Genomic DNA, 21302 nt, shown 5'->3' with positions numbered 1-21302 from the left:
CGATGCTCCGCTACGCGCTGCGGCGCACACCGTCGATGCTGCTGACCCTGTTCCTCGCCTCCGTGGCCATCTTCGGCCTGACCCGCCTGGTGCCCGGCAGCACCGTGACGGCCATCGCCGGCTCCAACGCCACCCCCGCTACGATCCAGGCCATCACCCGCGACCTCGGCCTCGACCGGCCGCTGCCGGAGCAGTACTGGCGCTGGCTGCACGGCCTGCTGACCGGCGACCTGCAGCGATCGGCGGTACTCGACCAGCCGATCGGGCAGCTCATCGCCCGGGGGCTGGGGGCGACCGTGGAGCTCACCGTGGCCGCCGCCGTCCTCGCCGCGCTGCTCGCGTTCGCACTCGGCGTGCTGGGCGCCACGAGTCGCCGGGCGTTCGTGCGAGGCGCCGCGCGCTCGGTGATGACGTTCGCCCTGGCTGTGCCGCCGTACGTGTCGGGCACCGCGCTGATCGTGGTCTTCGGGGTGCTGTTGCCGGTGTTCCCGGTCGGCGGTCGCATCTCCCCGCTGCAGGACCCGGAACTGGGCTGGCAGTACCTCGTGCTGCCGGCGCTGTGCCTGGCGCTGCCGGTGTCGGCGGTGCTCGGCCGGTTCCTCGCAGACGGGCTCGACCAGGCGTTCACCGAGGACTTCACCCGCACCGCGACCGCACTGGGCGTGCGGCGGGCGCGACTGATCACGGTGCACGCGCTGCCGAACGCCTTGCCGCCGGTGCTCACCGTCGCAGGCATCCAGCTGGGCAACCTGCTCGCCGGCTCCGCGATCGTCGAAGCGCTGTTCGCGTGGCCCGGCGTCGGCCAGCTGCTGATCCAGGCCATCACCAACCACGACTACCTGCTCGTGCAGGACCTGCTCCTGATCGCCGTCACAGCGTTCTTGGTCTTGCAGTTGCTGACCGACCTCGGTCAGGCCGGGCTCGATCAGCGCACCAGGCTGGGAGGCCGATCATGACCGTGGTCGCCGTGGCGGTCCCCGCACAGCGCCGCACGGGGGTGCTGCGTTCGGCTCGCGCCCGGGTGGCGCTCGGCGTGGTCGTGGTACTCGGACTGGCTGGGGCCTTTGCCGGCCTGCTGTCCCCCGAGGACCCACGCGCCCAGACGGCGCGGCTGCTCACCGGGCCGAGCGGCGCGCACTGGCTCGGCACCGACGAGCTCGGGCGCGACCTGCTTTCCCGGGTCCTGCACGGTATCCAGGTCGACCTGGTCGTGGGCGTCGCCGGGGTAGCCGTGGCCGGACTGCTCGGCGTGCTCGCCGCGGTGCTCTCGGCCCGCTGGGCGGCGGCCGACGTGGTGGCGCAACGGGTCTTCGACGTCCTGCTGGCCTTCCCCTCGCTGATCCTGGCCGTCGCGGTGGCCGCCGTGCTCGGGACGGGGATGGTGTCGATCACGGTGGCGATCGTGCTATCGCAGGCGCCGATCTGCTGCCGCGTCGTGCGCGCCGGCCTGCTGGCACAACGGGATCGCGACTACGCCGTGGCCGCCCGGTTGTCGGGTGTGGGTCCGTGGCGGGTGCTGTTGCGGCACCTTCTGCCCACTGCGCTGGACGCGCTGGTGGTGCAGCTGGTGCTGTCGCTCTCGACGGCCGTGTTCCTCGAAGGCGGCATGAGCTTCGTCGGCATCGGCGTGCGCCCACCGGACCCGTCACTGGGTAACATCCTGCAGGAATCCGTGCAGTACCTGACCGTGCGGCCGAGTTTCGTCGTCGGGCCGCTGGTCGCCATCACCGCGCTGGTGCTCGGGTTCACCGTGCTCGGCGACGCGCTCAACAACGCGGCACGACGAGGCGGGAGCCAGGCATGAGCGACGCGGTGCTTGAGGTTCGCGACCTGCGGATCGAGTTCGGCGCCCGCACGGCCGTCGACGGGGTCGACTTCGCGGTGCGGCCCGGCGAAGTCCTCGGCATCATCGGCGAGTCGGGCTCCGGCAAGTCCAGCGTCGCCCTCGCCGCGCTGCGGATGCTGCCGGCGACCGGGCGCGTGACCGGCGGGGCGGTGCTCCTGCGCGGCACGGACATCGCGGCGCTGAGCGAGAACGAGCTGCGTGATTTGCGTGGCGGGGAGATCGGACTGGTGTTCCAGGACCCGATGTCCTCGCTCAACCCCATGCTCTCGATCGGCCGGCACCTCGACGAAGCGCTGCGTGCGCACGGCAAGGGTTCGGCGGCGGAGCGGCGGACGAGGGCGACGGAACTGCTCGAGCTGGTGGGCATCCCTGACCCCGAGCGGCGGCTGCGGGAGCGGCCGCACCGGTTGTCCGGCGGGCAGCGGCAACGGGTGATGATCGCGCTCGCGCTCGCCGCCGAACCCGCGGTGCTCTTCGCGGACGAACCGACCACCGCCCTCGACGCGACCACCGCCGTCGGGGTGCTCGCGCTGCTGAAGCGGGTGGCGCGCGAGCTGGACACCGCGGTGGTGCTGATCACCCACGACATCGGGGTGGTCGCCGCGACATGCGAGCGGGTCGTGGTGATGCGCACTGGGCGGGTCGTGGAACACGGTGCGGTCGAGGACGTGCTGCTGCGGCCGCAGCACCCGTATACCCAGGGCTTGCTCGCGGCGGTGCCCCGCCTGGACACACCGCTGCCGAAACTGTCCGGTATGGACAGGTCAACAGAGCCACTGTTGGAAGTCTCCGGCCTGAGCAAGACCTACCGCGGCCGCCATGGACAGCGGTTCACGGTGCTCGACGACGTGAGCCTGAGCGTCCGACCGGGCGAGACTCTGGGCATCGTCGGCGAGTCCGGCAGCGGGAAATCGACGCTGGCGCGGGCCGTCGCGGGAGCGCACGCCGCCACCGCGGGTGCGCTCCGGTTCCGCGGCGAAGAGCTGACGACGAAGCGTTCGGCGGAGCTGCGCCGGGCGATCCAGCTCGTGTTCCAGGACCCGTACGCGTCACTGCACCCGCGGATGCGCATCGGCACCGCGCTTGAAGAACCGTTGCGCGCCCACGGTCTCCGGGACCGGCGCGCACGAGCCGACCGCGTTGTCGAGCTGCTGCGCGAAGTAGGACTGGATCCCGAGGTCTCCCGCCGACGGCCAGCCGAGTTTTCCGGGGGACAGCGCCAGCGCATCGGCATCGCCCGCGCGCTGGCGACGGAGCCGGACCTGCTGATCTGCGATGAACCCGTGTCGTCGCTGGACGTCTCGGTGCAGGCGCGGATCTTGGACCTGCTCGTCGAACTGCGGGAGCGTCTCGGGCTGACGATGCTGTTCATCTCGCACGACCTCGCGGTGGTCCGGCAGGTCAGCCACCGGATCGCGGTGCTGTACTCGGGGTCGTTGATGGAACTGGGACCGGCCGGCGCGCTCACCGCCCGACCGCTGCACCCCTACACCGTCACCCTGCTATCCGCCGCACCGTCCCCGGACCCGTCGGCCGACCGGCGCCCCGAGGAGCTGCTGCTGCGGGGTGAGGCGAACGGGCAGCCCGCGCGCGGCACCGGCTGCCCGTTCGCGAACCGGTGCCCCATCGGCCCGGTCGTGCGCGACGACCGCGGGATCTGCCGTGACCGGCGCCCGGAACTCAGCGAGCACGAGCCTGGCCGGTTCGCCGCCTGCCACTTCGCCGGTAGCCTGACCCGACCGATGATCGAGGAGAGCGCATGACCGGCCCCTCTCGGCCGAACATCCTGCTGGTGCACTGGCACGACCTGGGCCGCCACCTCGGTACCTACGGCCACCCCGGTGTGCCGAGCCCGAACGTGGACCGATTGGCGGAGCATGGACTGCGCTTCGACAACGCGTTCGCCACCGCTCCCCTGTGCTCGCCGGCCCGCGGCTCGCTCTTCACCGGTCGGTACCCGCACGACAACGGCCTGCTCGGCCTCGCGCATCTCGGCTGGGAGTACCGCGCCGGCGTGCGGACCCTCCCGGCGCTGCTCGGCGACGCCGGCTACCGCACCGCGCTCGCGGGCATGCAGCACGAGAGCAGCGAACCGTCGACGCTGGGCTACCAGGAATTCTTCGCGCTGCGCACCACCTACCTCGAACGCGAGTACTGCGACGGCGTCACGGACGCGGCGACGGCGTGGCTCGCCCGCGCGGCGCTGGACGACCGGCCGTTCTTCCTCAGCGTCGGTTTCGAGGAGGTACACCGCCCCTACCCCACCGACCGCTACGCGCCCGACGACCCGGCAGGGGTCGAGGTGCCGCCATTCCTGCCGGACAACGAGTGGACCCGCGACGACCTGGCCTCGTTCCAGGGCTCGATCCGCGCGGCCGACGCCGCCGTCGGCCGACTTTTATCTGCTCTGGACGAGCTGCGCCTGACCGCCGACACCTGGGTCGTGTTCACCACCGACCACGGAGTGGCGTTCCCCCGCGCCAAATCCACTTTGTACGACCCGGGCACCGGCGTGGCGCTGATCATGCGGCCACCGACCGCCTGGTCGTCGCCGCGCGGGGCCACCGACCGCCTGTTCAGCCATGTCGACTTCGTGCCCACCGTGCTCGACGCGCTTGGTCTTCCGGTGCCGCCCGAGGTGCAGGGCGTGAGCCACGCGGAGTGGTTGCGCGGCGGTGACCCGGCACCGGCGCGCGAGCACGTGTTCACGGAGAAGAACTTCCACGATATCTACGACCCGCTACGCGCGGTGCGTGACACAAAGTTCAAGTACATCCGCAACTTCGAGCCTCGTCCGCTGCTGCCGCTGCCGGGTGACCTCGAGGCGAGCCCGACTCGGTACGGCTACGGCGACGCGCACCTGGCGCACCGGCCCGATGACGAGCTCTATGACCTGCGCGACGACCCGTGGGAACAACACAACGTCGCCGCGGAACCGCAGTACGCCGAGGTCCGGGCGCGGCTCGCCCGCCACCTCGAGTCGTGGCAGCAGGAAAGCGGCGATCCGCTGCTGAAGGGACCGCTGCCGGTGCCGCCGTGGCCGCGGCAGCCGCGCTACGGCGCGCTCGTGGATGACGAAGGCGGCCCGTGGGCGAGATGAGCGAGCCGAACCCGGTGCGCGCGCACAACACCGCGGTGGTGCTGGGCCTACTGCGGGCACACCGGACGATGTCGCGCACCGAATTGGCGCGCCGGTCCGGCCTGAGCCTGCCCACGGTGATGGCGATCGTCGAGCAGCTCTTGGCCGATGGCTTCGTGCGGGCGGCCGGCAGCGGACCGGCGACCGGCGGGCGACCATCGCGCCTGTATGAGTTCGACCCCAGCGGACGCTTCGCGATCGGCGTCAGCCTCGGCACCCACACGGCCTCGGCGGTGCTCACCGATCTCGACGCCACCGTCGTCGACGAGGCGAGCGAACCGTCCGAGCTGCTCGACGGCCCGGACGCGACCGTGGCCCAGACCCGGCGGCTGATCGACCTGGTGCTCCCGGCGCCACGGCGCGACCGTGTGCAGGGCATCGGCCTGGGCGTCGCGGCACTCGTCCTCGACAGCGAAGACCGGGCACTGCGGCCGCACGCGGACTGGCCCGCCGTGCCACTGCGGAGCCTGATCGCACAGCACTACGGCCTCGCAGCGGAGATCGAGAACTACGCGAAGGCCGTCTCGGTGGGAGAGCACCGCTTCGGCGCCGGCCGCGGAAGGCGCAACATGCTGTGCGTCGTCCTGCAGGACGGCGTGGGAGCCGGGCTCATCTCCGACGGCGAGCTGTACCGGGGCGATGACGGCGCCGCCGGCCGCTTCGGCGCCACCCTCGTGCACCTGCCGGGGCGGCCGCGGGTGCCACTCGACGAGGTCGCCGGCGCCGCCGGGATCGAGGCGTTGGCCAACGCACGGACGCCGGGCCGCAGGTGGCGCGTGGCCGAGGTCTTCACCGCGGCCGAAGCCGGAGACCCCACCGCACGGGCGGTGGTCGGCGAGGTCGGCGCCGCGCTCGCCGAAGCCATCCACAACGCGGTCGTGCTGGCCGCCCCGGACCTCGTTGTCCTCTCCGGCAACGTCGCCTCGGCGGGCGGCGCGCTCCTTGCGGACCCGGTCCGGGACCTCCTCACCAACGCTCTCACCCGCGGCCGCACCCCCTCCGTCGTCCCCGGCGCCCTCAGCGAGCAGGCAGGCGCCATCGGTGCGGCGGCGTTGCTGCTCCAGAACACGTTCGTCGACCCCCGCCTGCCGTAGGCCCCCCGATCACACGCGGCGAACACCACGCGTTGCGACGTTCTCATAAATGGCAGCCGCGGCCCGGCTACCCCGCGATGCCGGCGAGGGCCGGGGGCTGACCATGAGTTGCGTTGGTCGAGACAGGGATTCTCCACCGTCGGCCGCCGTGCCAGGTTGCAACGTGTGGCGTCTCCGACGCGACTGTGGTGTGTGACTTCGCAATCCAGCTTCTACACAGGCCCCGGACGGGGCCGCTTGCAGATCAGTTCCTGGGAGGATCTCGGCGCGACCGCCGATGCCGGCGCGCTGCTCGAGACGCAATGGGTCGAGCTCAAGGAGGACATCCCCAAGGGCGACCAAGCCAACCTGGAGTTGGCACGCGACCTGGCCACTCAGCGTCGAAGGCGGCGTGCTGCTGGCCGGTGCGCGCGACAAACTCGAGGACGCGAGCGGCGTGGTGGGCATCGCCGACGACGTCAAGGCGCTACGTGATCGCGTCGCCCGGGTCGCGACGACACGCGTGACCCCACCGCTGAACGTGGACTTGATCCCGATCTCGAATCCAGCCGACCCCGCGCAGGAGGTGCTGTTGGTCGTGGTGCCGGCCTCGGCCGACGCACCGCACATGGCCGACGAGAAGTACTGGGGACGCAGCGCCACCGGGAAACGCCCGCTGACCGACGCCGAGGCGCAGAGACTCTGGGCGCAACGACATCACCAGCGCGAGACCTTCCTCGACCACCTGTTGGCCATGCCTGAGACCTTCGATCCGGTGCGGGGGCAGGACACGCGCTTCGGCCACCTCTACCTCTACCTCCGGCCCGCGAAACCTCCGACGTCGACGGTCACCGAGGTGCTGGCACAGCAATCCAGCCCGGCCTGGATCCGGAAGGTCGAGACGTTCCCGGCCAAGTGGTGGCCTTCTCTGGCAAGCCTCGAACACCGTGTCCCGCATCCCGACGGCATCGCCCTGGCCACCTACGTCGTCCCGAACCGTGAAGAGGTTGGGGAACGATTCGAAGAGGGGCTGCTGTACCTGCTGGTGGACGATCATGGCGCCGTCCAAGTCGTGAGCGTCCCGGGTACACGCGTCTGGGACATGCGCGATGTGCCGGAGCCACGCGATGACTTCTGCATTTCGCCGAACTACGCGATGGAGCTGACCCACCAGGTGCTCCAACTTGCCGGAATCACACTCGCTGACAACGCCGGCTACTTCGGACGATGGAACGTCGGCGTTCACATGACCGGGCTGAAGGGCCTGTTGTCGACGCACGCTATGGACGCCTCCGCCAGAGCGCCCCACGTCCAAGCGACGACCTGATCAACGACACTCCCACCGTCGTCGAGAAGCTGCTCGGCAACCTCGCCCAAGGCCTCGGCTTGAACACCCTGTTCCCGTACACCGACCCGGTGCAGATCAGCCAGCGCCTTTCACGACGGTGAAGCGCGAGGCGGGGCCCCGGCGCGACGTGCGTTACCGGGGCAGGCTGGTCTTCGCGGTTTTTGCGGGTCAGATGTCGTGGCCAGCGGTCGCGCTGGCATCACGCGGATGGCCGGCCCGGCGAGTCCGGCTTCGGTGCATCTTCACACCGCCAGTGACAACCCGGTGCGCGCAACCCACGGACCGGTGTCGCCGGCGGCTTACTCACGTGCCGGGATGGGTCTGCTCCTGCTCGCGAAGGAACTCGGCGGATGATTCGTCGTCGGCGATGGCAGCCTGCAACGCCCGCAGCAGCGCCTGCGCCGGGACTGTCATCGCGGGCCCCGTCTGCCGGCGCTGCGGGTCCTTGTCCCCGCTCAGCTCCATGCGTTCCAGATAGGCCACACCCCCTACGACCGAAACACCCAGCTCAAACGACGGCGGCTCTCGATAACTGCCGTCAGGTTCCGGCAGCGCGATGTAAATGTCCCTGATCACCACCTGGATTGTGCCCGCACCGCCGACGATCACGGGCCCGCCGCGCGGGCGGGAACCCGCTGATCAGAGTTCCTCAAACGTCGAATAGTTCTCGTGCTCGCCCGTCTGGGCCTGGACTGTCACCGAGGTGACGCAGCACGACGAGGAGATAGCCGTGCGCGGCGACGAGATCGGAACGGGCGGCGTCATCGCGCATTACCACCGCCTGTTGCTGGGCCTGGTCGAGCAGCAGGGAGACGCGCGGCTCGCGGGTATCGAGCAGCGGGCGGGCGCGGGCGGTCTTGTGGGCGAGCACGGTCATCATGATCGGGATCTCGGCGGTACTCGGGGCGACGGCGAGGATCGCGGCGAGCACCTTGATCTGTGTGGCCAAACCGCGCAAGAGCTCGTGGCTGGTTCGTCGACGTCGCCCGGAACGTGGTGGTCAGCGACGTGGATAGTGTGCGCGAAGTTCGGATCGACGACAGGCTGACGCAGCTGCTGGACGCGTGGCGCCGCGACGTCGAGGCCGAAGCTCTCCCGGCGCCCCTGAGCGTCGCGGCGATGCGTCGTCGCTGGCTGGCCCAGCGCGCGCCGCTGCGCCGCACGGGATAGACGAGTCCGCGGACTTCAGCACCACCGATCAGCCCCTGACCGTCGGCGGTCGCCTGTCGGCGACCGTCCGCCGCATTGCGGAAAGCGCGTTGGTCAGCATGGCCCGTGAGGCGGGCATTTGCCGCAGGCGCGCCCTGAGTGCACGGCCATCCGCGCCGAGCGGCGTCAAGATCAGGTCAGGGCGATGTCGCGTAGGCGACGACGTTGTCGGTGTATTCCCTATTGCGGACGTCGAATCTGCCGCCACAGGTGATCAGCACCAGGCGTGGGGCACCGGAGTGGTCGAACGTTTCGGCCGGCAACGTGCGCTTCGGGTAGTGGCGCAGCGCTCGGACCCGATAGGACAGGGTGCCCTGCGCGGTCTGAAGGGCGACGACATCGCCGGGCCGGAGGTCGTTGAGCCGGAACAGGGCACCCGCACCGGCCTCGTCCGTATCGACGTGGCCGGCGAGCACCACCGTGCCGTGTCGGTCACCGGGCCACGCGCCCGCGCTCCACCATCCCACCGTCGCCGGGTCTTCGGGCACGGTGAGGGTGTTGTCGGGCGCGGTGTCGACGGGAACAACGGGCGCATTCACGCTCAGCGTCGGAATGCGCACCCGCAGCGGCGCCTGGGCCGGGGCGAACGCCGCTGCGGGCGGCGGTTCCTGCGCTGGTGCGGCGGCCCGCACCGTCGTCAGTGGCGCGCTGTGTGTGCGGGCTTCCGGGACCGTGCCGACGTCTCGTGGCGACGGCACGGTGAGGACGCCTGCCACACCCCCGCTGAGCAGAGCGATACCCACGGCCAGCCCGGCGCACGGGAGCCAGGTTCGAGCCAGCGTCATCGTGGCTGGGATGCCTGCCCGCGGCGGCTTGGCAACAGCGTCAACGCGGCCGCCGCGGCGAGGACGAGACCACCGGCTGCGATCGCCGCGTACCAGCCCACGGGCGCGTCCTGGGCAGCGGCGGCACCTCCGGAGCCGGTGTTCACCCCACTTGGCGCCAAGCCCATGGCTTGCAGGGCGGACTGTGCGTGTGCGAGATGTTTCTGCGCGACGGGCAGGTAGTCGCGGGCGAAGGCGACGACGGCTGCGTCGCGACCGCTGGACAGCTCGGTCTCCGCCTGCGAGATCGACGTGGTGTGGCCGGTGACCTGGGCGCGCAGGTAGGCGACGTCGAAGGCCGATCCGGACTCACTGGTCACGGCTGCGGCCATGCTGTGCTGCTCGGCGCTGGGAGTGTCCGGCAAGGCGACGCCGTTCTGGCTCGCCAGCGTTTGCAGCTTGCCCAGGGCCTGCTGGTGATCTGCCATTGTCTCCTGCGCCAGGTTCCGCGCGTCGGAGCTGGTGGCGCGCTGGACGGCGATCTGGCCAAGGCTGATCTCGGCCAGGTCGGTCTGCGCGTTCTGCACCATGAACGTCGTGTCCTGCGAGGAAACTTGCTCGTCAGCGACCGCCCGCGCTGGGACTGCCAGCATGGCCGCCAGCGTGACCGCACCGGCGAGCGCTGCCGCCTTCCGTATGTTCACCATGGTCGTCCACTCCCCTTTCCCGATGATCACTCGGCACGGGCCATGAGGCCCGCGAGCCGCCGACGTAACCCCCGAAACCAGACCTAAACGTGGCCGACTTCGACCCGCAGGCACAGGAAGGAGTCCCCGTAGTAGTCGCCGAAGATCGGGCGGGTCTGGCTGAGCCGGCTGCTGAACTGGGAATATGGAGGCCACAGGCTCCGAGAGCCGACCATCGAAACGAACGTCGCCGCCGACACCTCGGTTGTGAACAATCCGGTAATCAGCACAGGCCCATCCCGGGCACGATCGGCTGCCGTGGGGTAGAACGCGTCGCCGAGCCCGAGGCGGGCGGAGACGGCTTTCCGAACACTAGGTCAGCTGTGTGTGAGCGCGTGGTCGGCGAGTGCTCCGATGAGGGGCGTGAGTGTTCGGGCGTAGGTGGTCGTGAGGTGGTTGTCGTCGCGGTACACGAGGATGTTGCCGACGATGACCGGGCAGTGTTCGGTGGTGCAGAAGAGCTTGGTGAGGTCGGCGTAGTCGCCTCCGTGGGCCGTGGTGGCCGCGGCTTCTGTGGCGATGCCGGCGGTGTTCACCGCGACGGGTTCGGGCGGTGAGCAGGCGGTGGCGTCGTCGAGGTGGGAGGACAGGCAGGTCGGCACGGTGGAGTGGGGGTCTGGGACTGGTCCGAGGACCAGGACGGCGGCGCCGGTGGACCGGAGCTGTGCCACTGTCCGGGCGAGGCTGTCGAGCCAGGGCCGACTGTAGACGGTGAAACCGAAGTCGGCTCCGTAACGCCGGGACGTGCCGAGGACGATCAGGCGTGGGTGCTCGGCGCGCAGCCGGGTGAGGACCTGACCCCGCCACTGCTCGCATTCGGCGTATTCCCGGCCTAGGTACGGGCTGGTGAGAGGCAGGTCCAGCAATGGGCAGGTGACCTTGCTGAGGGTTTCCAGCCGCCAGTGCCGTTGTTCGGCCAGCGCTTCCATCGCCGGGCTCCACATGGCTGCGTGTGAGTCGCCGACCAGAGCGACGGTGGTGCTTGAGTGTGGATCGCCGGACCGGCACGGGGGTTGTCCGAGGTCGCGCCACGAGCGCACGCAGCCGTTGAGGAACACGTTCGCCTTGTCGGTTTTCGCCCGGCCGAGCGGCGGCGTCAGATTCGCTGGAATGTCGCGCACTCCTGCCGACGCCGCGACCGATGTCTGTACCTGCGCGATCATCTGCCGGAGGGCCACGTCCCGTGCGTCGGCGGTAGAGGACGCGGGTGCGGTTGGCGTCCGGACGGTCGGGGCGGGGGCTGCCGCGCCGTGTCCCGTCGGTGCGGGCGCCAGGTGCAACAGCACCAGACTCATGCTGACGGCGATCGCGGTGACCGAGCCGCCGACAAGCACCGGCGGCGCGCTGCACCTGGCCGGGCTGGCCCTGCTGATCTGGTCAGTGTCCAGGGGCGCGGCCGGCGCTAGGCTGGGGCCCCGGCCGGCCTGGCGCGCGGGGCTGGTGATCGCCCCGCTGCTGGCGGTGTCGCTGGGGTCGATCGTCCTGCTCCCGCTCACCCGCCTGGAACCGTTGTGGCGGCTGCTGGCCGCGGTCTGGATCTGCTGGGTCTGCGCCGGCGGCCTCATTGGCGCCGCGTCCCGATCAGCCGGCAACACCGCCGCCCGTCACGACCTGACCAACACTCAGAGGGACGTTCACCTCCGTACGCGCCCCCGATGACCACGCCGGGAGCGGTCGACCACTCCCGCCGGCCCACTCGTGCGGTAGCGCGCGGCCCAACGCGACGCCGTCGTGTGTGAGACCTGGAATCGCTCAGCCCCGCGGCGGCCAACCCTGCTCAACGACGCACCGGGCAAGCCTCAGCCTGCCGGTCGGCGTCAACGGGGCGTCACGGTGAACCATGAGGACCTCTGGGAGTCGGTGCAAATTCGTGGTGATCCACACCGACACCCGAGGTCCTCACCTATATCAAGATCATCACAACCGTGTCGCCGCATCACCAACGTGCCCGAACAGCACAGCTACGGGGGCGCGATAGGTGATCAGGATTCGAAAAGCAAGGATCACCCGATTCCGATTAGCATGACCGACATGGGAGCCATCGAATTCGTCACCATCGAGGTCGTCGACACCACGGTGGCTGAGGCCTTCTACACCGCCGCCTTCGGGGTGGGCGACAGGGTGCGGGTACGGGCCTCGCAGTCGCCGACGAGCGGCTTCCGCGGGTTCACCATGTCCCTTGTCGTGTCCCAGCCTGCCACCGCTAACAGCCTCATCGACAGCGCCCTCGATGCCGGCGCAAAAGTGCTCAAGCCGGCGGCGAAGTCGCTGTGGGGATACGGCGGTGTCGTCCAGGCCCCGGACGGCACGGTCTGGACGGTCGCGTCCTCGTCGAAGAAGGACACCGGTCCTGCCACTCGCCAGATCGATGCGATCGTGCTCCAACTTGGCGTCACGAATGTGGCCGCAAGCAAGCACTTCTATCTCGGCCGCGGCCTGACCCTGGCCAAAAGCTACGGAAGCAAATACGTCGAGTTCGACACCGGTCCCGTCAAGCTGACGCTCAACAAACTTGGCGCGCTCGCCAAGACCGCCGGCGTTTCACCGGACCGCACCGGGTCGCACGGGCTCCTGATCTGCAGCGATGCAGGCGCCTTCACCGACTCAGACGGATTCGTCTGGGAAGAACGGATGGACTGAGCTGCACGGCGAGAGCCGCGCTGGAGGCGAGCCCACCCACAAAAGATCTTGTTACACCACGGCGCCAGTGCCCCGCCCTGAGACGACAATCGTGGACACACGGCGCGGTGGCATGGTGCGCGGCGGACCCGCCGGCAGGGATTTCTCCCCCGCACCTGCCGGTGGGCCGCGTCACGCGCGTGCGCCACGACGCCGCGAAAGGCCTGCCCGCGAGCGTAACTCCGATGGACCAACCACGCCCGAAAAGTGCAGGTCACCTGGCTGCCGAGCAGGATCGACCCGGGTTGGTCAGCTGTGGCGTGTGGCCCGGCGCCGACACCCGGCCGGCTGTCCAGCCGCCTCGACGGCCGGATCGTGTTTGCATCAGACGCGAAGTCTGCACGTGCGAGAAACCCAGGGTGCGCGAATGACACCCGGTTCCCTTATTACGGTGGGTACTCGTCAAAGTCGCGGCGCAACCGCTTAGCGGTATGTTGCTGCTCATGAGCGAGCGCGACGACGACCTCGCGACGGTTATCGATCCGACCGTGCCGAATACCGCCCGAATCTAAGCCCTGCTGAACCACTTCAGGCAGCGCCCCGATTCAGTGGTGGTCTACCAGCGTGACCTGATGCCGGCGGACGACAACTCGCGGTGGCAGCTGGCCTTCGGGTCGGAGGTATGGACCACTTTCATCAAGTTCCTGTGGGACTCCCAGTCGGCAAAGACGGCCCCCACGTCGGCAGGCGGTGCCGCAGTGCAGCGCGTCCGGGTCCAGTTCATCGCGCATTTCACGATCTTGCCCGGAGGTCAACCAAGATCCAAGTGAAACACGCACTTAGACACTCACATGATCAACAGAGACCGTGCCCACCCTGCAACCATGTACCCAAGCCCATTCTACCGAGCACCACCGACAAAACCGCCGCCCAAGCCGAGGTTGTCCACAGCACAGCCGAGTTGTGGACAACCTCGGCCATCCGCAGCGAACCGGCGGCCCGAGCGACCTCGGAAGCGCTACGGTCGTTCCCGTGAAGGTCAGCATCCGGGACGCCCGCCGTTGGGCGATCAGCAGTCAGCACCTCGACGGACGCGGGGCACGAACCATGGACGAAGCCCTCACCACCCTTCGCTGTCTCCAGCTGGATCCGATCGCCGTCGTGGCCAACAGCCATCACCTCGTGTTGCGCAGCCGCCTCGGAAACTACGACCGCGGAGAGCTCGACAAGCGGATGTGGGAGGACCGCAGCCTCTTCGAGTATTGGGCCCACGCCGCCTCCATCGTGCTCACCGAGGACTACCCGCTGCACCAAGCGCTGATGCGCGTCTACCCGCGCGGCAAATCCGCGTACGGCCGCCGCGTCGCCGAGTTTCTCCGTGGCAACACCGAGCTGCACAACCACATCCTCGAACGGCTCCGCGAAGCCGGCCCTCTCCCGGCGGCCGAGTTCGAAGACAGGGCCGTCGTCCCGTGGGTGTCGGGCGGCTGGACGACCGGCCGGAACGTCGAGCGCATGCTCGACGTCCTCTGGTTCCGCGGCGAGATCATGGTCGCGGCGCGCAGAGGCGGAAAACGCTTGTGGGACTTGGCTTCCCGCTGCTTGCCGGCCGGCCTGGACCGCACGCCGCTGCCCGACGAGGAAGTCGTCGAAGCAAGCGCGGACCACGCGTTGCGCGCCCTCGGCATCGCCCGCGAGCAAGACATCGAGCAGCACTTCGTCCGCGAGCGCTACCCCGGCCTCACCGCGGCGCTCGCGAAGCTCGTCGCCGACGGGCGCGCCACCAAGGTCACCCTGGAGGACGACCCCACGCCCTGGTACCTCCACGCCGACCGCACACCGCCGGGCGACTGGAGCCCCCGCACCACTCTGCTGTCGCCGTTCGACAACCTCATCTGCGACCGCGCCCGTACGGAACGCCTGTGGGACTTCGCCTTCCGCACGGAGATGTACGTGCCGAAGGCCAACCGCCAGTACGGCTACTACGTGCTCCCGATCCTCCACTGCGACCGCCTGATCGGCCGCGTCGCGCCGCGGTTGAACCGGCGCAAGGGCGTGCTCGAGATCGAGGGCGTCTACTCCGAACCCAGCGCTCCGGCGAACGCCGCAAAGGGGGTCAGCCACGCCATCACCGAGCTCGCGACGTTCCTCGGCGCGACCCGCATCGACTACACAGGGCCGGTGCCCGACCAGTGGCGCACGGCGCTCACACGGAATTGACGTTTTGGCCTGGCCGCACCCTCCGTTCGGCTCGCCCGATCGGTCGCACCTTCCTTTACCCGTTGAGTCCAACGTGCGGTGGGTGCGATGTTCACAGCCCTCGGCGACCCGGTCCGGGGACAGTTTCCGGAGGTTCCCATGCGTGTCGTCGTGCGGTCGGTCACCGCGATCTTCGCTGCTGTAGCCCTCGCCGGGACGGTGTCGTCATCACCGACGGTGTCGCCCTTGCTGCGATCTGTTCCACCGCCCGCCTGCCGCTGCCCGATTCGAGCTACACGCCCGGCATCTACTACTCGGCTGTCACCCAGTCCAACATCCACAGCACGATCTGCGTGTCCGGCTGGACCGACACCGTCCGCCCGCCCACGTCCACCGCTGCGGGGGGAGCAGGAACGTGGTCGGGTCGGCGTAGCGGTGTTACCCGGGCACCCACACGTCGCCCGAGCGCAGCGTCGCGCAGGCCAGGTCGAGGAAGCAGTCGACGCCGAGCGCGAGCGCCTGGCCCCCGGGCGGAGCTGCGACCGGTCCCGCCCGCCGCCGCGGCGAAGAAACGTGGGAACACGAACACAAGCTGCTCGCCCCTGCCCTACGCGTCGATCGGCCAGGTGACCGAGCGGGTGCAGCTCGACCGGCCCGCCTTGGAAGCCCTCGCCACCGCCGGCACCTTCACCGGCCTCGGGCCAGACCGTCGCGCCGCGCTCTGGGCCGCCGGCGCCGCCGCCACCACCCGCGCCGAGCACCTCCCGGGCCTGGCCATCGGGCACGACGCCCCCGCCCTGCCCGGCATGACCACCTTCGAGCTCGCGTCGGCCGACCTGTGGGCCACCGGCATCACCGCCTACCGCCACCCCATCGAATTCCTCCGCACCCACCTCGATGAGCTCGGCGCCATCCCCGCCGGCCGGCTCCTCGACGTCCCCGACGGCACCCGCATCCGCATCGGCGGCGCCGTCACCCACAAACAGCGCCCCGCCACCGCGGGCGGGATCACCTTCCTCAACCTCGAGGACGAAACCGGCATGTGCAACGTGATCATGTCGATCGGGATGTGGCGCAGGGCGCGGCAGGTGTGGCTGAACAGCCCGGCGCTGCTTGTGCGTGGCATCGCCCAGGTCGGACACGGCACCGTGTCCCTCGTCGCCGACCAGGTCATCCCGCTCGACCTCAAAAGCCTCGCCAGCAGCAGCCGCGACTTCCGCTGAACGAGGACCAATCTTGGGTGCGTGGCCCACCGTGCTGGGGCAGCCCAGGAGAGGGCACCGCTGCGGCAGCGACTCAGAGTGTGATCAGACTTCGCGCGCGCCTTCGGCGCCGCCCGCCGCGCCAGGCCGGCGCTGTGCGGCGTGAACCGGCAGACGCTGCGCCAAGCCCTCATCGCCCCTGAGTTGCTCTCGCGCGCCACCGCGACGGCCGTGCAGCCGCTCCCCGCCGCGGCGGCGACAGCCCCCGGCGGCGAGCAACGTGACGCTTCCTCGTGTGGCATGCAACCGCTGGGCGCCTTCGCCGGCGGGCTGCTCGGCGCGGTGAGCCTGCGGGAGACCTTGGTCACGGACGCGGCCCTGATGGCGCTGGCCACGGCGTCCGCCGCCCGGTTGATGCGAATCCGGCAGCTGTGATCACGCTACGGTGATCACTGAACGCAGGAACCACTCTCAGGACGGGCAAATGACCGATTCCGACCGGATTTCCTTGTCCGGCAGCACTTCGCCGATTCGCCGGGAACAGATCGGCACCGACGTCGCGCTCCTGCTGCTGCGCTTGATCGTCGCCGCGACGATGGGCGCGCACGGGCTCGTCAAGGTCTTCGGCCTCTTCGGCGGGCCGGGGCTCGACAGCTTCGCGAAAGTGTTGCAGGGCTACGGTTTCACCCGCGGACTCGGTCTGCTCTCGTGGATCACGGGTCTCACCGAAGTGGGCGGTGGTGTGCTGCTGGCGCTCGGTCTCTTCACTCCCCTCGCGGCCGCGGGTCTGCTCGGCGTGGGCCTCAGCGTGGTCGTTTCCAAGCTCGGCGGCGGCTTCTTCGAGGGCAGCGGCAAGGGGTACGAGTTCGAGCTGACGCTGGCCGTGCTCGCCCTCGCGATCCTGCTCGCCGGGTCCGGGCGGATCGCGTTGGACATCAACACTCCCTGGTGCCGCACGCCGTTCCGATACGGCCTGGTGGGGCTCCTGCTGGCCGTAGTCGCTTCGGTCGTGATCGGGCTGGCGTTCTGACGCCCCAGCTGGAGTAAGCCTCCAGTTCCACCAGCCGCGAGTACGCGTGGTCGTTCGACTCCAGCGCGACGATCTGCACCCCGTCGGCCCGCACGGCTGGGAAGGTGGACGTCACCGAACCCACCGTGTTGCCCCGGACGGAAGCGACCGTGACCCCCAAGCTGGCCGGCTCCGCCGCGGGCGCAGGCTGAGGACTCAGCGCGCCGGTGGGAGCGGGTGCACCGCTGAGCGACCTCGATGGCATCCCGGTGACGGTCAAGGACAGCATTCCGACCGCCGCCCACCAGCTCCGACGCCCCGCTCAGCAGCGACGTCGAAGACCCGACGGCGCCGCCGGCGACTGACTGCGCCTGACTGCCGTCCAGGCACCTGCCGCCGCATCGCCGCCCGCTCACACCGGCGGCACCGTCCGGTGTCGCGACGTTCTCTTGCTGTCTTGTGCTTGGGCTGCGGGGGGTCTGCGATACACGGTCGCTGAGCCTCGAACATGGTGCGAGCCAAGCGCCGGGGGTGTGCGGCTGCGCTGCTGGTCAGCGGGGTTGACGATGGGCAGGTGCCCGTGCCGTCACTGCCGTTGCGGCTCGCTGTCGCCGAGCCGGCCGCCGTGCTGCCCGAGGCCGGCCACGGGTACGAACCCAAGCTCGACGGCTGGCGGTGCTTGATCCACGTGCCCGCCTGGGCGGTCCAGTCCCGCACCGGCAGCAGCCTGGCCGATCGGTTCCCCGGGATCCTCGAGGCAGCGGCCGCGCTCGGGCGGGTGGTGCTCGACGGCGAGATCGTCGCCTACCGCGACGGGCGCCTGGACTTCGCGGCCCTGGGCTACGGGCCGGTGCGGCGCCGCGCCGAGGGCGTCACGGTGGTGTTCGTGGCGTTCGACCTGCTCGGCGCCCGCGGGCATGACGTGCGGGCGTTGCCGTACGCGCGCCGGCGGGAACGGCTGGAAGCGGTGATCGGCGCGGGCAACGCCGGCGTGCAGCTGATGCGCTCCACGCTCGACGTCGAGCTGGCACGCGAGTGGATCAGCGCCGAGCAGGCCGCCGTCGGCGTCGAGGGTGCCCTCGCGAAACCGCTGGGCAGCCGGTATCCGCTGCGCGGCGGCCGCGCGGGCTGGGTGAAGGTCCGCCACGTCGACGACGTCGACGCCCTGGTCCTCGGCGTGACCGGCTCCCCCACCCGACCCACGGCGCTGGTCCTCGGCCAGACCGACCGGCGCGGACAGGTACGGGCGGTCGCGCTCTCCACGACGCTGACCCGACCGGCGCTGGCGTCGCTCGCGGGCAGGCTCCGCCTCGCACCCGGCGACCTCGTCCGGGCCTCGGGGGTCGTGGCCTGGCCTGCCCGGCGGCGACGACTTCGCCTACTGGCCGGTCGAACCCGGCGTCGTGGTCGAAGCACGCGCGGACTCGGCATACGAACTCGGCCGGTACCGACACCGGCTCACCGCGGTGAGGGCGAAACCCTTCACCACCAGGTCCTGAACCCCAGGTCAGGGGTTCGTCGGTGCCTCACCGCGTTTCAGTGCGGCAATGGCGGCCCGGATTCTCTCTTCTTCATCGTCAGCGCCTGAGCCCGCGCCGGTGACCCGGTCCATGTGGACGATCAGGAGGGCTTCAAGCCGATTCAGCCATTGGGCGTTCGACTCGCCGGGTTTCTGCTGCACCTGGTTGGCTACGAAATAATTTTTGTTGCGCAGTCCCGCACGCAAGCGCACGACTGCACATGGCATGCACCGACGCCTGTGGAATGGTCCGGATCCGCGAGGGCCGGTCCGCGCCCACGGCCTCCGCTACCGACCGCGCTGCGCCGCGGCGTCGGGATTTTCCGCAGAGGCGGGCGCGTAACGGAGCGGGTGGACGTGGCGATCTTCCTCGCGAAACGAGGAGATCATGCGCAAAGTCCTTCTGGCCGGTCTTGTTCTGTTGCTGTCCGCTTGTTCCACTTCGCGAGGACACATCGTCGAGAGCGGGGCCGGTTCCTCCGCCCCCGTGAGCACCCGCCCGGCGCCGACGTCGTCGGCGCCGTTGGCGCTTGAGGACCTGGCTGAGTACGCGCCGGCCGAAGACGTCCTGAAACCGTTGGGGCTTGCCCAGTCGGGCCAGCCGGTGCCGTGGGTGATCAGCGCGGCGCCGATGCAGCTGGTTACCGTGTGCGGCCGTCAGCTGCGGACGTGGGACTCCCATGTCCGCGCTGGTGAGCGGGTGTCCTGGTCCGATGGCGGTCCGACGTACGAGGACCCCTCTTTCCTGTCGGCCGAGCAGCGCGTGGGCCGCTACGAGGGCATCAGCGGGGCGCAGGTGATCGAGGACGTCAGGAAAGCCCTTCCCTGCCCGTCGGCGACCCCTGAGAACACAGCGTTCGGCATCGTCGAGGAGTTTTCGCTGCCGAAGGTGGCCGAGGCGCAGTACGGGTTCTGCGACGGCGCGGAGGGCCTTCCCGGAGCTGGTGAGTGCGTTCTGCTTCTGGCTCACGGTGATCGGGTAACCTCGATCAGCACGAGCCACTACCCCCACCACCCGGATACAGCGCGTGAGCTGCTGCGAAAGGCTGCGCCGATCTTCGCGGCCGCGCTCAGCAAGCCGTAACGTCACGACCCGCCGGACACGAGTAAGGCCACGCTCCCGGTCGGGGATTCCGCGGCCCCGACCGGTCCCGACCGGCGATCCGACCATCCGACCGGTCCACCCCGACCGGCAACGGGCCGACCGGTCGAGCCCTCAACCGGTCGGGCGTAGTCGGGCTGGACAGCGACGGCCCGGCACAGGCGGAACCGCGGCAGGCTCGACCGGTCGACTGCAGTCCGACCGGTCGAGCCTGCTGATCTACAGGCGGTTCCGGTCGCGTTCTTCTGCGCGATCAGTGCTAGTCGATCGGCCGGTCAGGGCCAGCCCTCAGCGCAGCCATGGCGGCGAGAAGCCGGACCTGGTTGCCGTCGAGGCCACCGCCGGATGCTCGGGTCAGAGCAAGATCGACGCTCAGGAGGGGTGAGGGTCCCGGACATTTTGCCCGTTCGCCGAGGGCTGTATTCCTTCTGCCGGCACCGACTTGCAGCGGGCTGTTCACATCGGCGAGCGAGGCTGCACGTCGTTCGCGTCGAGGTCGAGCCGCCTGCAGTGCACGTGCGGCAACCGCCGACTGGTGAACGACTACGCGACCGTGGGGTCGGTCTCGGCGTCGACGACCTCAGGCCCCGCCGTCAGGTACTGCGTGCGACCGCGGCCGAATCCCGCCAGCGTAGGTATAGGCCACCGGGTCGCCCGTGGGCGTGACGTGCCCCGTGCTGGACCGTCGTTTACAGCCCTCGCAAGTTCTGCTCCCTGACGGCCCCGCCCGGGTCTGACGTGGCTCATGATGCTGATCCACTTCGTCGGGATGGATGGGTGGTGATCGGTGAGATCACCGTGCCACCCGTAATTTCAGGTACTTCTGGCCCTAATCCGGGCGAGTTGGTTCGCGCGACCTTGCCCGGCCCCCGGCCGGCAGGGCAACGTGATCATCGACTGTGACAGGCCCCGACGGGGGAGCCGTCGCACCCCGAGGAAGCGGAGAAACGCACCCATGCCGATGATCACCACCAACGACGGCGTCGAGATTTTCTACAAGGACTGGGGCACCGGGCAGCCGATCGTGTTCAGCCATGGCTGGCCCCTGTCATCGGATGACTGGGACACCCACATGCTGTTCTTCCTGCAGCACGGCTTCCGCGTCATCGCCCACGACCGTCGTGGCCACGGCCGGTCGGCGCAGGTGGCCGACGGGCACGACCTGGACCACTACGCCGACGACCTGGCCGCGGTGACCGAACACCTCGACCTGCACGACGCCATCCACATCGGACACTCCACCGGCGGCGGCGAAGTCGTGCGCTACCTCGCCCGCCACGGCGAGTCGCGGGTCGCCAAGGCGGCGCTGCTCAGCGCCGTGCCGCCGCTGATGGTGCAGACGGACGCCAATCCCGACGGCTTGCCCAAGAGCGTGTTCGACGACATGCAGGCGCAGCTGCTGGCGAACCGTTCGGAGTTCTACCGGGCCGTCGCTTCGGGGCCGTTCTACGGCTTCAACCGGCCCGGGGTCGAGCCGTCGGAAGCCATGATCGAGAACTGGTGGCGCCAGGGCATGATGGGTGGCGC

Annotated in this window: 21 protein-coding genes and 1 pseudogene; 16 read left to right on the top strand and 6 right to left on the bottom strand. The window is 69.9% G+C overall.

Annotation, left to right across the window (positions count from 1 at the left end; genetic code table 11):
• Positions 1–2 precede the first annotated feature (2 nt).
• The 6 genes from AB0F91_RS43735 (at position 3) to AB0F91_RS43710 (ending at position 7385) form a co-directional block, all read left to right on the top strand.
• Positions 3–956 carry an ABC transporter permease gene (locus AB0F91_RS43735; RefSeq protein ID WP_285967527.1) on the top strand — a complete coding sequence of 318 codons (954 nt, stop codon included), beginning with the start codon at positions 3–5 and terminating at the stop codon, positions 954–956.
• Positions 953–1804: an ABC transporter permease gene (locus AB0F91_RS43730; RefSeq protein WP_360607842.1), complete on the top strand. Its 852-nt coding sequence runs from the start codon at positions 953–955 to the stop codon at positions 1802–1804. The genes AB0F91_RS43735 and AB0F91_RS43730 overlap by 4 nt, the downstream gene beginning before the upstream one ends.
• The gene (locus AB0F91_RS43725) at positions 1801–3609 is read left to right on the top strand and encodes an ABC transporter ATP-binding protein (protein ID WP_360607840.1); all 1809 of its coding nucleotides are present in this window, start codon (positions 1801–1803) and stop codon (positions 3607–3609) included. Before AB0F91_RS43730 ends, AB0F91_RS43725 begins: the two co-directional genes overlap by 4 nt.
• On the top strand, positions 3606–4946 hold the full coding sequence (locus AB0F91_RS43720; RefSeq protein WP_360607838.1) for a sulfatase: 1341 nt from the start codon (positions 3606–3608) through the stop codon (positions 4944–4946). The genes AB0F91_RS43725 and AB0F91_RS43720 overlap by 4 nt, the downstream gene beginning before the upstream one ends.
• A complete protein-coding gene (locus AB0F91_RS43715; protein ID WP_360607836.1) occupies positions 4943–6079 on the top strand; it encodes an ROK family transcriptional regulator in 1137 nt (378 codons plus the stop codon). Before AB0F91_RS43720 ends, AB0F91_RS43715 begins: the two co-directional genes overlap by 4 nt.
• A 391-nt stretch (positions 6080–6470) precedes the next feature.
• Complete coding sequence (locus tag AB0F91_RS43710) at positions 6471–7385, top strand: hypothetical protein (protein ID WP_360607834.1); 915 nt, start codon at positions 6471–6473, stop codon at positions 7383–7385.
• A gap of 324 nt (positions 7386–7709) precedes the next feature.
• Here AB0F91_RS43710 and AB0F91_RS43705 read toward each other — a convergent pair whose 3' ends face one another.
• Together AB0F91_RS43705 and AB0F91_RS43700 are read right to left on the bottom strand one after the other, a co-directional pair.
• A complete protein-coding gene (locus AB0F91_RS43705; RefSeq protein WP_360607832.1) occupies positions 7710–8015 on the bottom strand; it encodes a hypothetical protein in 306 nt (101 codons plus the stop codon).
• Positions 8016–8055: 40 nt separating this feature from the next.
• Positions 8056–8355: a hypothetical protein gene (locus AB0F91_RS43700; protein ID WP_360607830.1), complete on the bottom strand. Its 300-nt coding sequence runs from the start codon at positions 8353–8355 to the stop codon at positions 8056–8058.
• 68 nt (positions 8356–8423) lie between these two features.
• Here AB0F91_RS43700 and AB0F91_RS43695 point away from each other — a divergent pair, with 68 nt between their 5' ends.
• Positions 8424–8576: a hypothetical protein gene (locus AB0F91_RS43695; RefSeq protein WP_360607828.1), complete on the top strand. Its 153-nt coding sequence runs from the start codon at positions 8424–8426 to the stop codon at positions 8574–8576.
• A gap of 176 nt (positions 8577–8752) precedes the next feature.
• Here AB0F91_RS43695 and AB0F91_RS43690 read toward each other — a convergent pair whose 3' ends face one another.
• The 3 genes from AB0F91_RS43690 to AB0F91_RS43680 form a co-directional block, all read right to left on the bottom strand.
• Positions 8753–9400 (bottom strand): class F sortase, encoded by a 648-nt coding sequence (locus tag AB0F91_RS43690; protein WP_360607826.1) that lies wholly within the window; start codon positions 9398–9400, stop codon positions 8753–8755.
• Positions 9397–10032, bottom strand: a complete 636-nt coding sequence (locus AB0F91_RS43685; RefSeq protein ID WP_360607880.1) for a DUF4142 domain-containing protein — start codon at positions 10030–10032, stop codon at positions 9397–9399. The genes AB0F91_RS43690 and AB0F91_RS43685 overlap by 4 nt, the downstream gene beginning before the upstream one ends.
• 410 nt (positions 10033–10442) lie before the next feature.
• On the bottom strand, positions 10443–11288 hold the full coding sequence (locus AB0F91_RS43680; RefSeq protein WP_360607824.1) for an SGNH hydrolase domain-containing protein: 846 nt from the start codon (positions 11286–11288) through the stop codon (positions 10443–10445).
• A gap of 130 nt (positions 11289–11418) precedes the next feature.
• Here AB0F91_RS43680 and AB0F91_RS43675 point away from each other — a divergent pair, with 130 nt between their 5' ends.
• Positions 11419–11784 carry a hypothetical protein gene (locus AB0F91_RS43675; protein WP_360607822.1) on the top strand — a complete coding sequence of 122 codons (366 nt, stop codon included), beginning with the start codon at positions 11419–11421 and terminating at the stop codon, positions 11782–11784.
• Here AB0F91_RS43675 and AB0F91_RS43670 read toward each other — a convergent pair.
• Positions 11778–11967, bottom strand: a pseudogene (locus AB0F91_RS43670) (leucine zipper domain-containing protein); the annotation flags it as partial. The gene AB0F91_RS43675 and the pseudogene AB0F91_RS43670 sit on opposite strands and share 7 nt — an antisense overlap.
• 189 nt (positions 11968–12156) lie before the next feature.
• Here AB0F91_RS43670 and AB0F91_RS43665 point away from each other — a divergent pair.
• The 8 genes from AB0F91_RS43665 to AB0F91_RS43630 form a co-directional block, all read left to right on the top strand.
• The gene (locus tag AB0F91_RS43665) at positions 12157–12765 is read left to right on the top strand and encodes a glyoxalase (RefSeq protein ID WP_360607820.1); all 609 of its coding nucleotides are present in this window, start codon (positions 12157–12159) and stop codon (positions 12763–12765) included.
• Positions 12766–13776: 1011 nt separating this feature from the next.
• A complete protein-coding gene (locus tag AB0F91_RS43660; RefSeq protein ID WP_360607818.1) occupies positions 13777–14964 on the top strand; it encodes a crosslink repair DNA glycosylase YcaQ family protein in 1188 nt (395 codons plus the stop codon).
• Positions 14965–15569: 605 nt separating this feature from the next.
• Complete coding sequence (locus AB0F91_RS43655; protein ID WP_360607816.1) at positions 15570–16166, top strand: hypothetical protein; 597 nt, start codon at positions 15570–15572, stop codon at positions 16164–16166.
• Between the two features lie 141 nt (positions 16167–16307).
• Complete coding sequence (locus tag AB0F91_RS43650) at positions 16308–16580, top strand: hypothetical protein (RefSeq protein WP_360607814.1); 273 nt, start codon at positions 16308–16310, stop codon at positions 16578–16580.
• A 49-nt stretch (positions 16581–16629) separates the two neighbouring features.
• On the top strand, positions 16630–17175 hold the full coding sequence (locus AB0F91_RS43645; RefSeq protein WP_360607812.1) for a DoxX family membrane protein: 546 nt from the start codon (positions 16630–16632) through the stop codon (positions 17173–17175).
• Between the two features lie 553 nt (positions 17176–17728).
• Entirely contained in the window at positions 17729–18742 is a 1014-nt protein-coding gene (locus AB0F91_RS43640; protein ID WP_360607810.1) for a hypothetical protein, read from the top strand.
• A 319-nt stretch (positions 18743–19061) separates the two neighbouring features.
• Positions 19062–19757 carry a hypothetical protein gene (locus AB0F91_RS43635; RefSeq protein ID WP_360607808.1) on the top strand — a complete coding sequence of 232 codons (696 nt, stop codon included), beginning with the start codon at positions 19062–19064 and terminating at the stop codon, positions 19755–19757.
• A 973-nt stretch (positions 19758–20730) separates the two neighbouring features.
• Positions 20731–21302 (top strand): alpha/beta hydrolase (locus tag AB0F91_RS43630; RefSeq protein WP_360607806.1); only part of this gene is annotated, 572 nt, incomplete at its 3' end.

The organism is Amycolatopsis sp. NPDC023774 (assembly GCF_040639695.1).
Taxonomy (GTDB): domain Bacteria; phylum Actinomycetota; class Actinomycetes; order Mycobacteriales; family Pseudonocardiaceae; genus Amycolatopsis.
Note: the sequence above shows the minus strand (reverse complement) of the source record. Positions and strands in the feature narration are given on the sequence as shown.

Excerpts from the sequence above, each read along its gene's own strand:
- AB0F91_RS43720 (WP_360607838.1), top strand. The coding sequence starts at position 3,606 with ATGACCGGCCCCTCTCGGCCGAACATCCTGCTGGTGCACTGGCACGAC.
- AB0F91_RS43665 (WP_360607820.1), top strand. The coding sequence starts at position 12,157 with ATGGGAGCCATCGAATTCGTCACCATCGAGGTCGTCGACACCACGGTG.
- AB0F91_RS43645 (WP_360607812.1), top strand. The coding sequence starts at position 16,630 with ATGACCGATTCCGACCGGATTTCCTTGTCCGGCAGCACTTCGCCGATT.
- AB0F91_RS43730 (WP_360607842.1), top strand. The coding sequence starts at position 953 with ATGACCGTGGTCGCCGTGGCGGTCCCCGCACAGCGCCGCACGGGGGTG.
- AB0F91_RS43675 (WP_360607822.1), top strand. The coding sequence starts at position 11,419 with ATGCTGACGGCGATCGCGGTGACCGAGCCGCCGACAAGCACCGGCGGC.
- AB0F91_RS43715 (WP_360607836.1), top strand. The coding sequence starts at position 4,943 with ATGAGCGAGCCGAACCCGGTGCGCGCGCACAACACCGCGGTGGTGCTG.
- AB0F91_RS43680 (WP_360607824.1), bottom strand. The coding sequence starts at position 11,288 with ATGATCGCGCAGGTACAGACATCGGTCGCGGCGTCGGCAGGAGTGCGC.
- AB0F91_RS43735 (WP_285967527.1), top strand. The coding sequence starts at position 3 with ATGCTCCGCTACGCGCTGCGGCGCACACCGTCGATGCTGCTGACCCTG.
- AB0F91_RS43725 (WP_360607840.1), top strand. The coding sequence starts at position 1,801 with ATGAGCGACGCGGTGCTTGAGGTTCGCGACCTGCGGATCGAGTTCGGC.
- AB0F91_RS43685 (WP_360607880.1), bottom strand. The coding sequence starts at position 10,032 with ATGCTGGCAGTCCCAGCGCGGGCGGTCGCTGACGAGCAAGTTTCCTCG.
- AB0F91_RS43690 (WP_360607826.1), bottom strand. The coding sequence starts at position 9,400 with ATGACGCTGGCTCGAACCTGGCTCCCGTGCGCCGGGCTGGCCGTGGGT.
- AB0F91_RS43635 (WP_360607808.1), top strand. The coding sequence starts at position 19,062 with ATGCGCAAAGTCCTTCTGGCCGGTCTTGTTCTGTTGCTGTCCGCTTGT.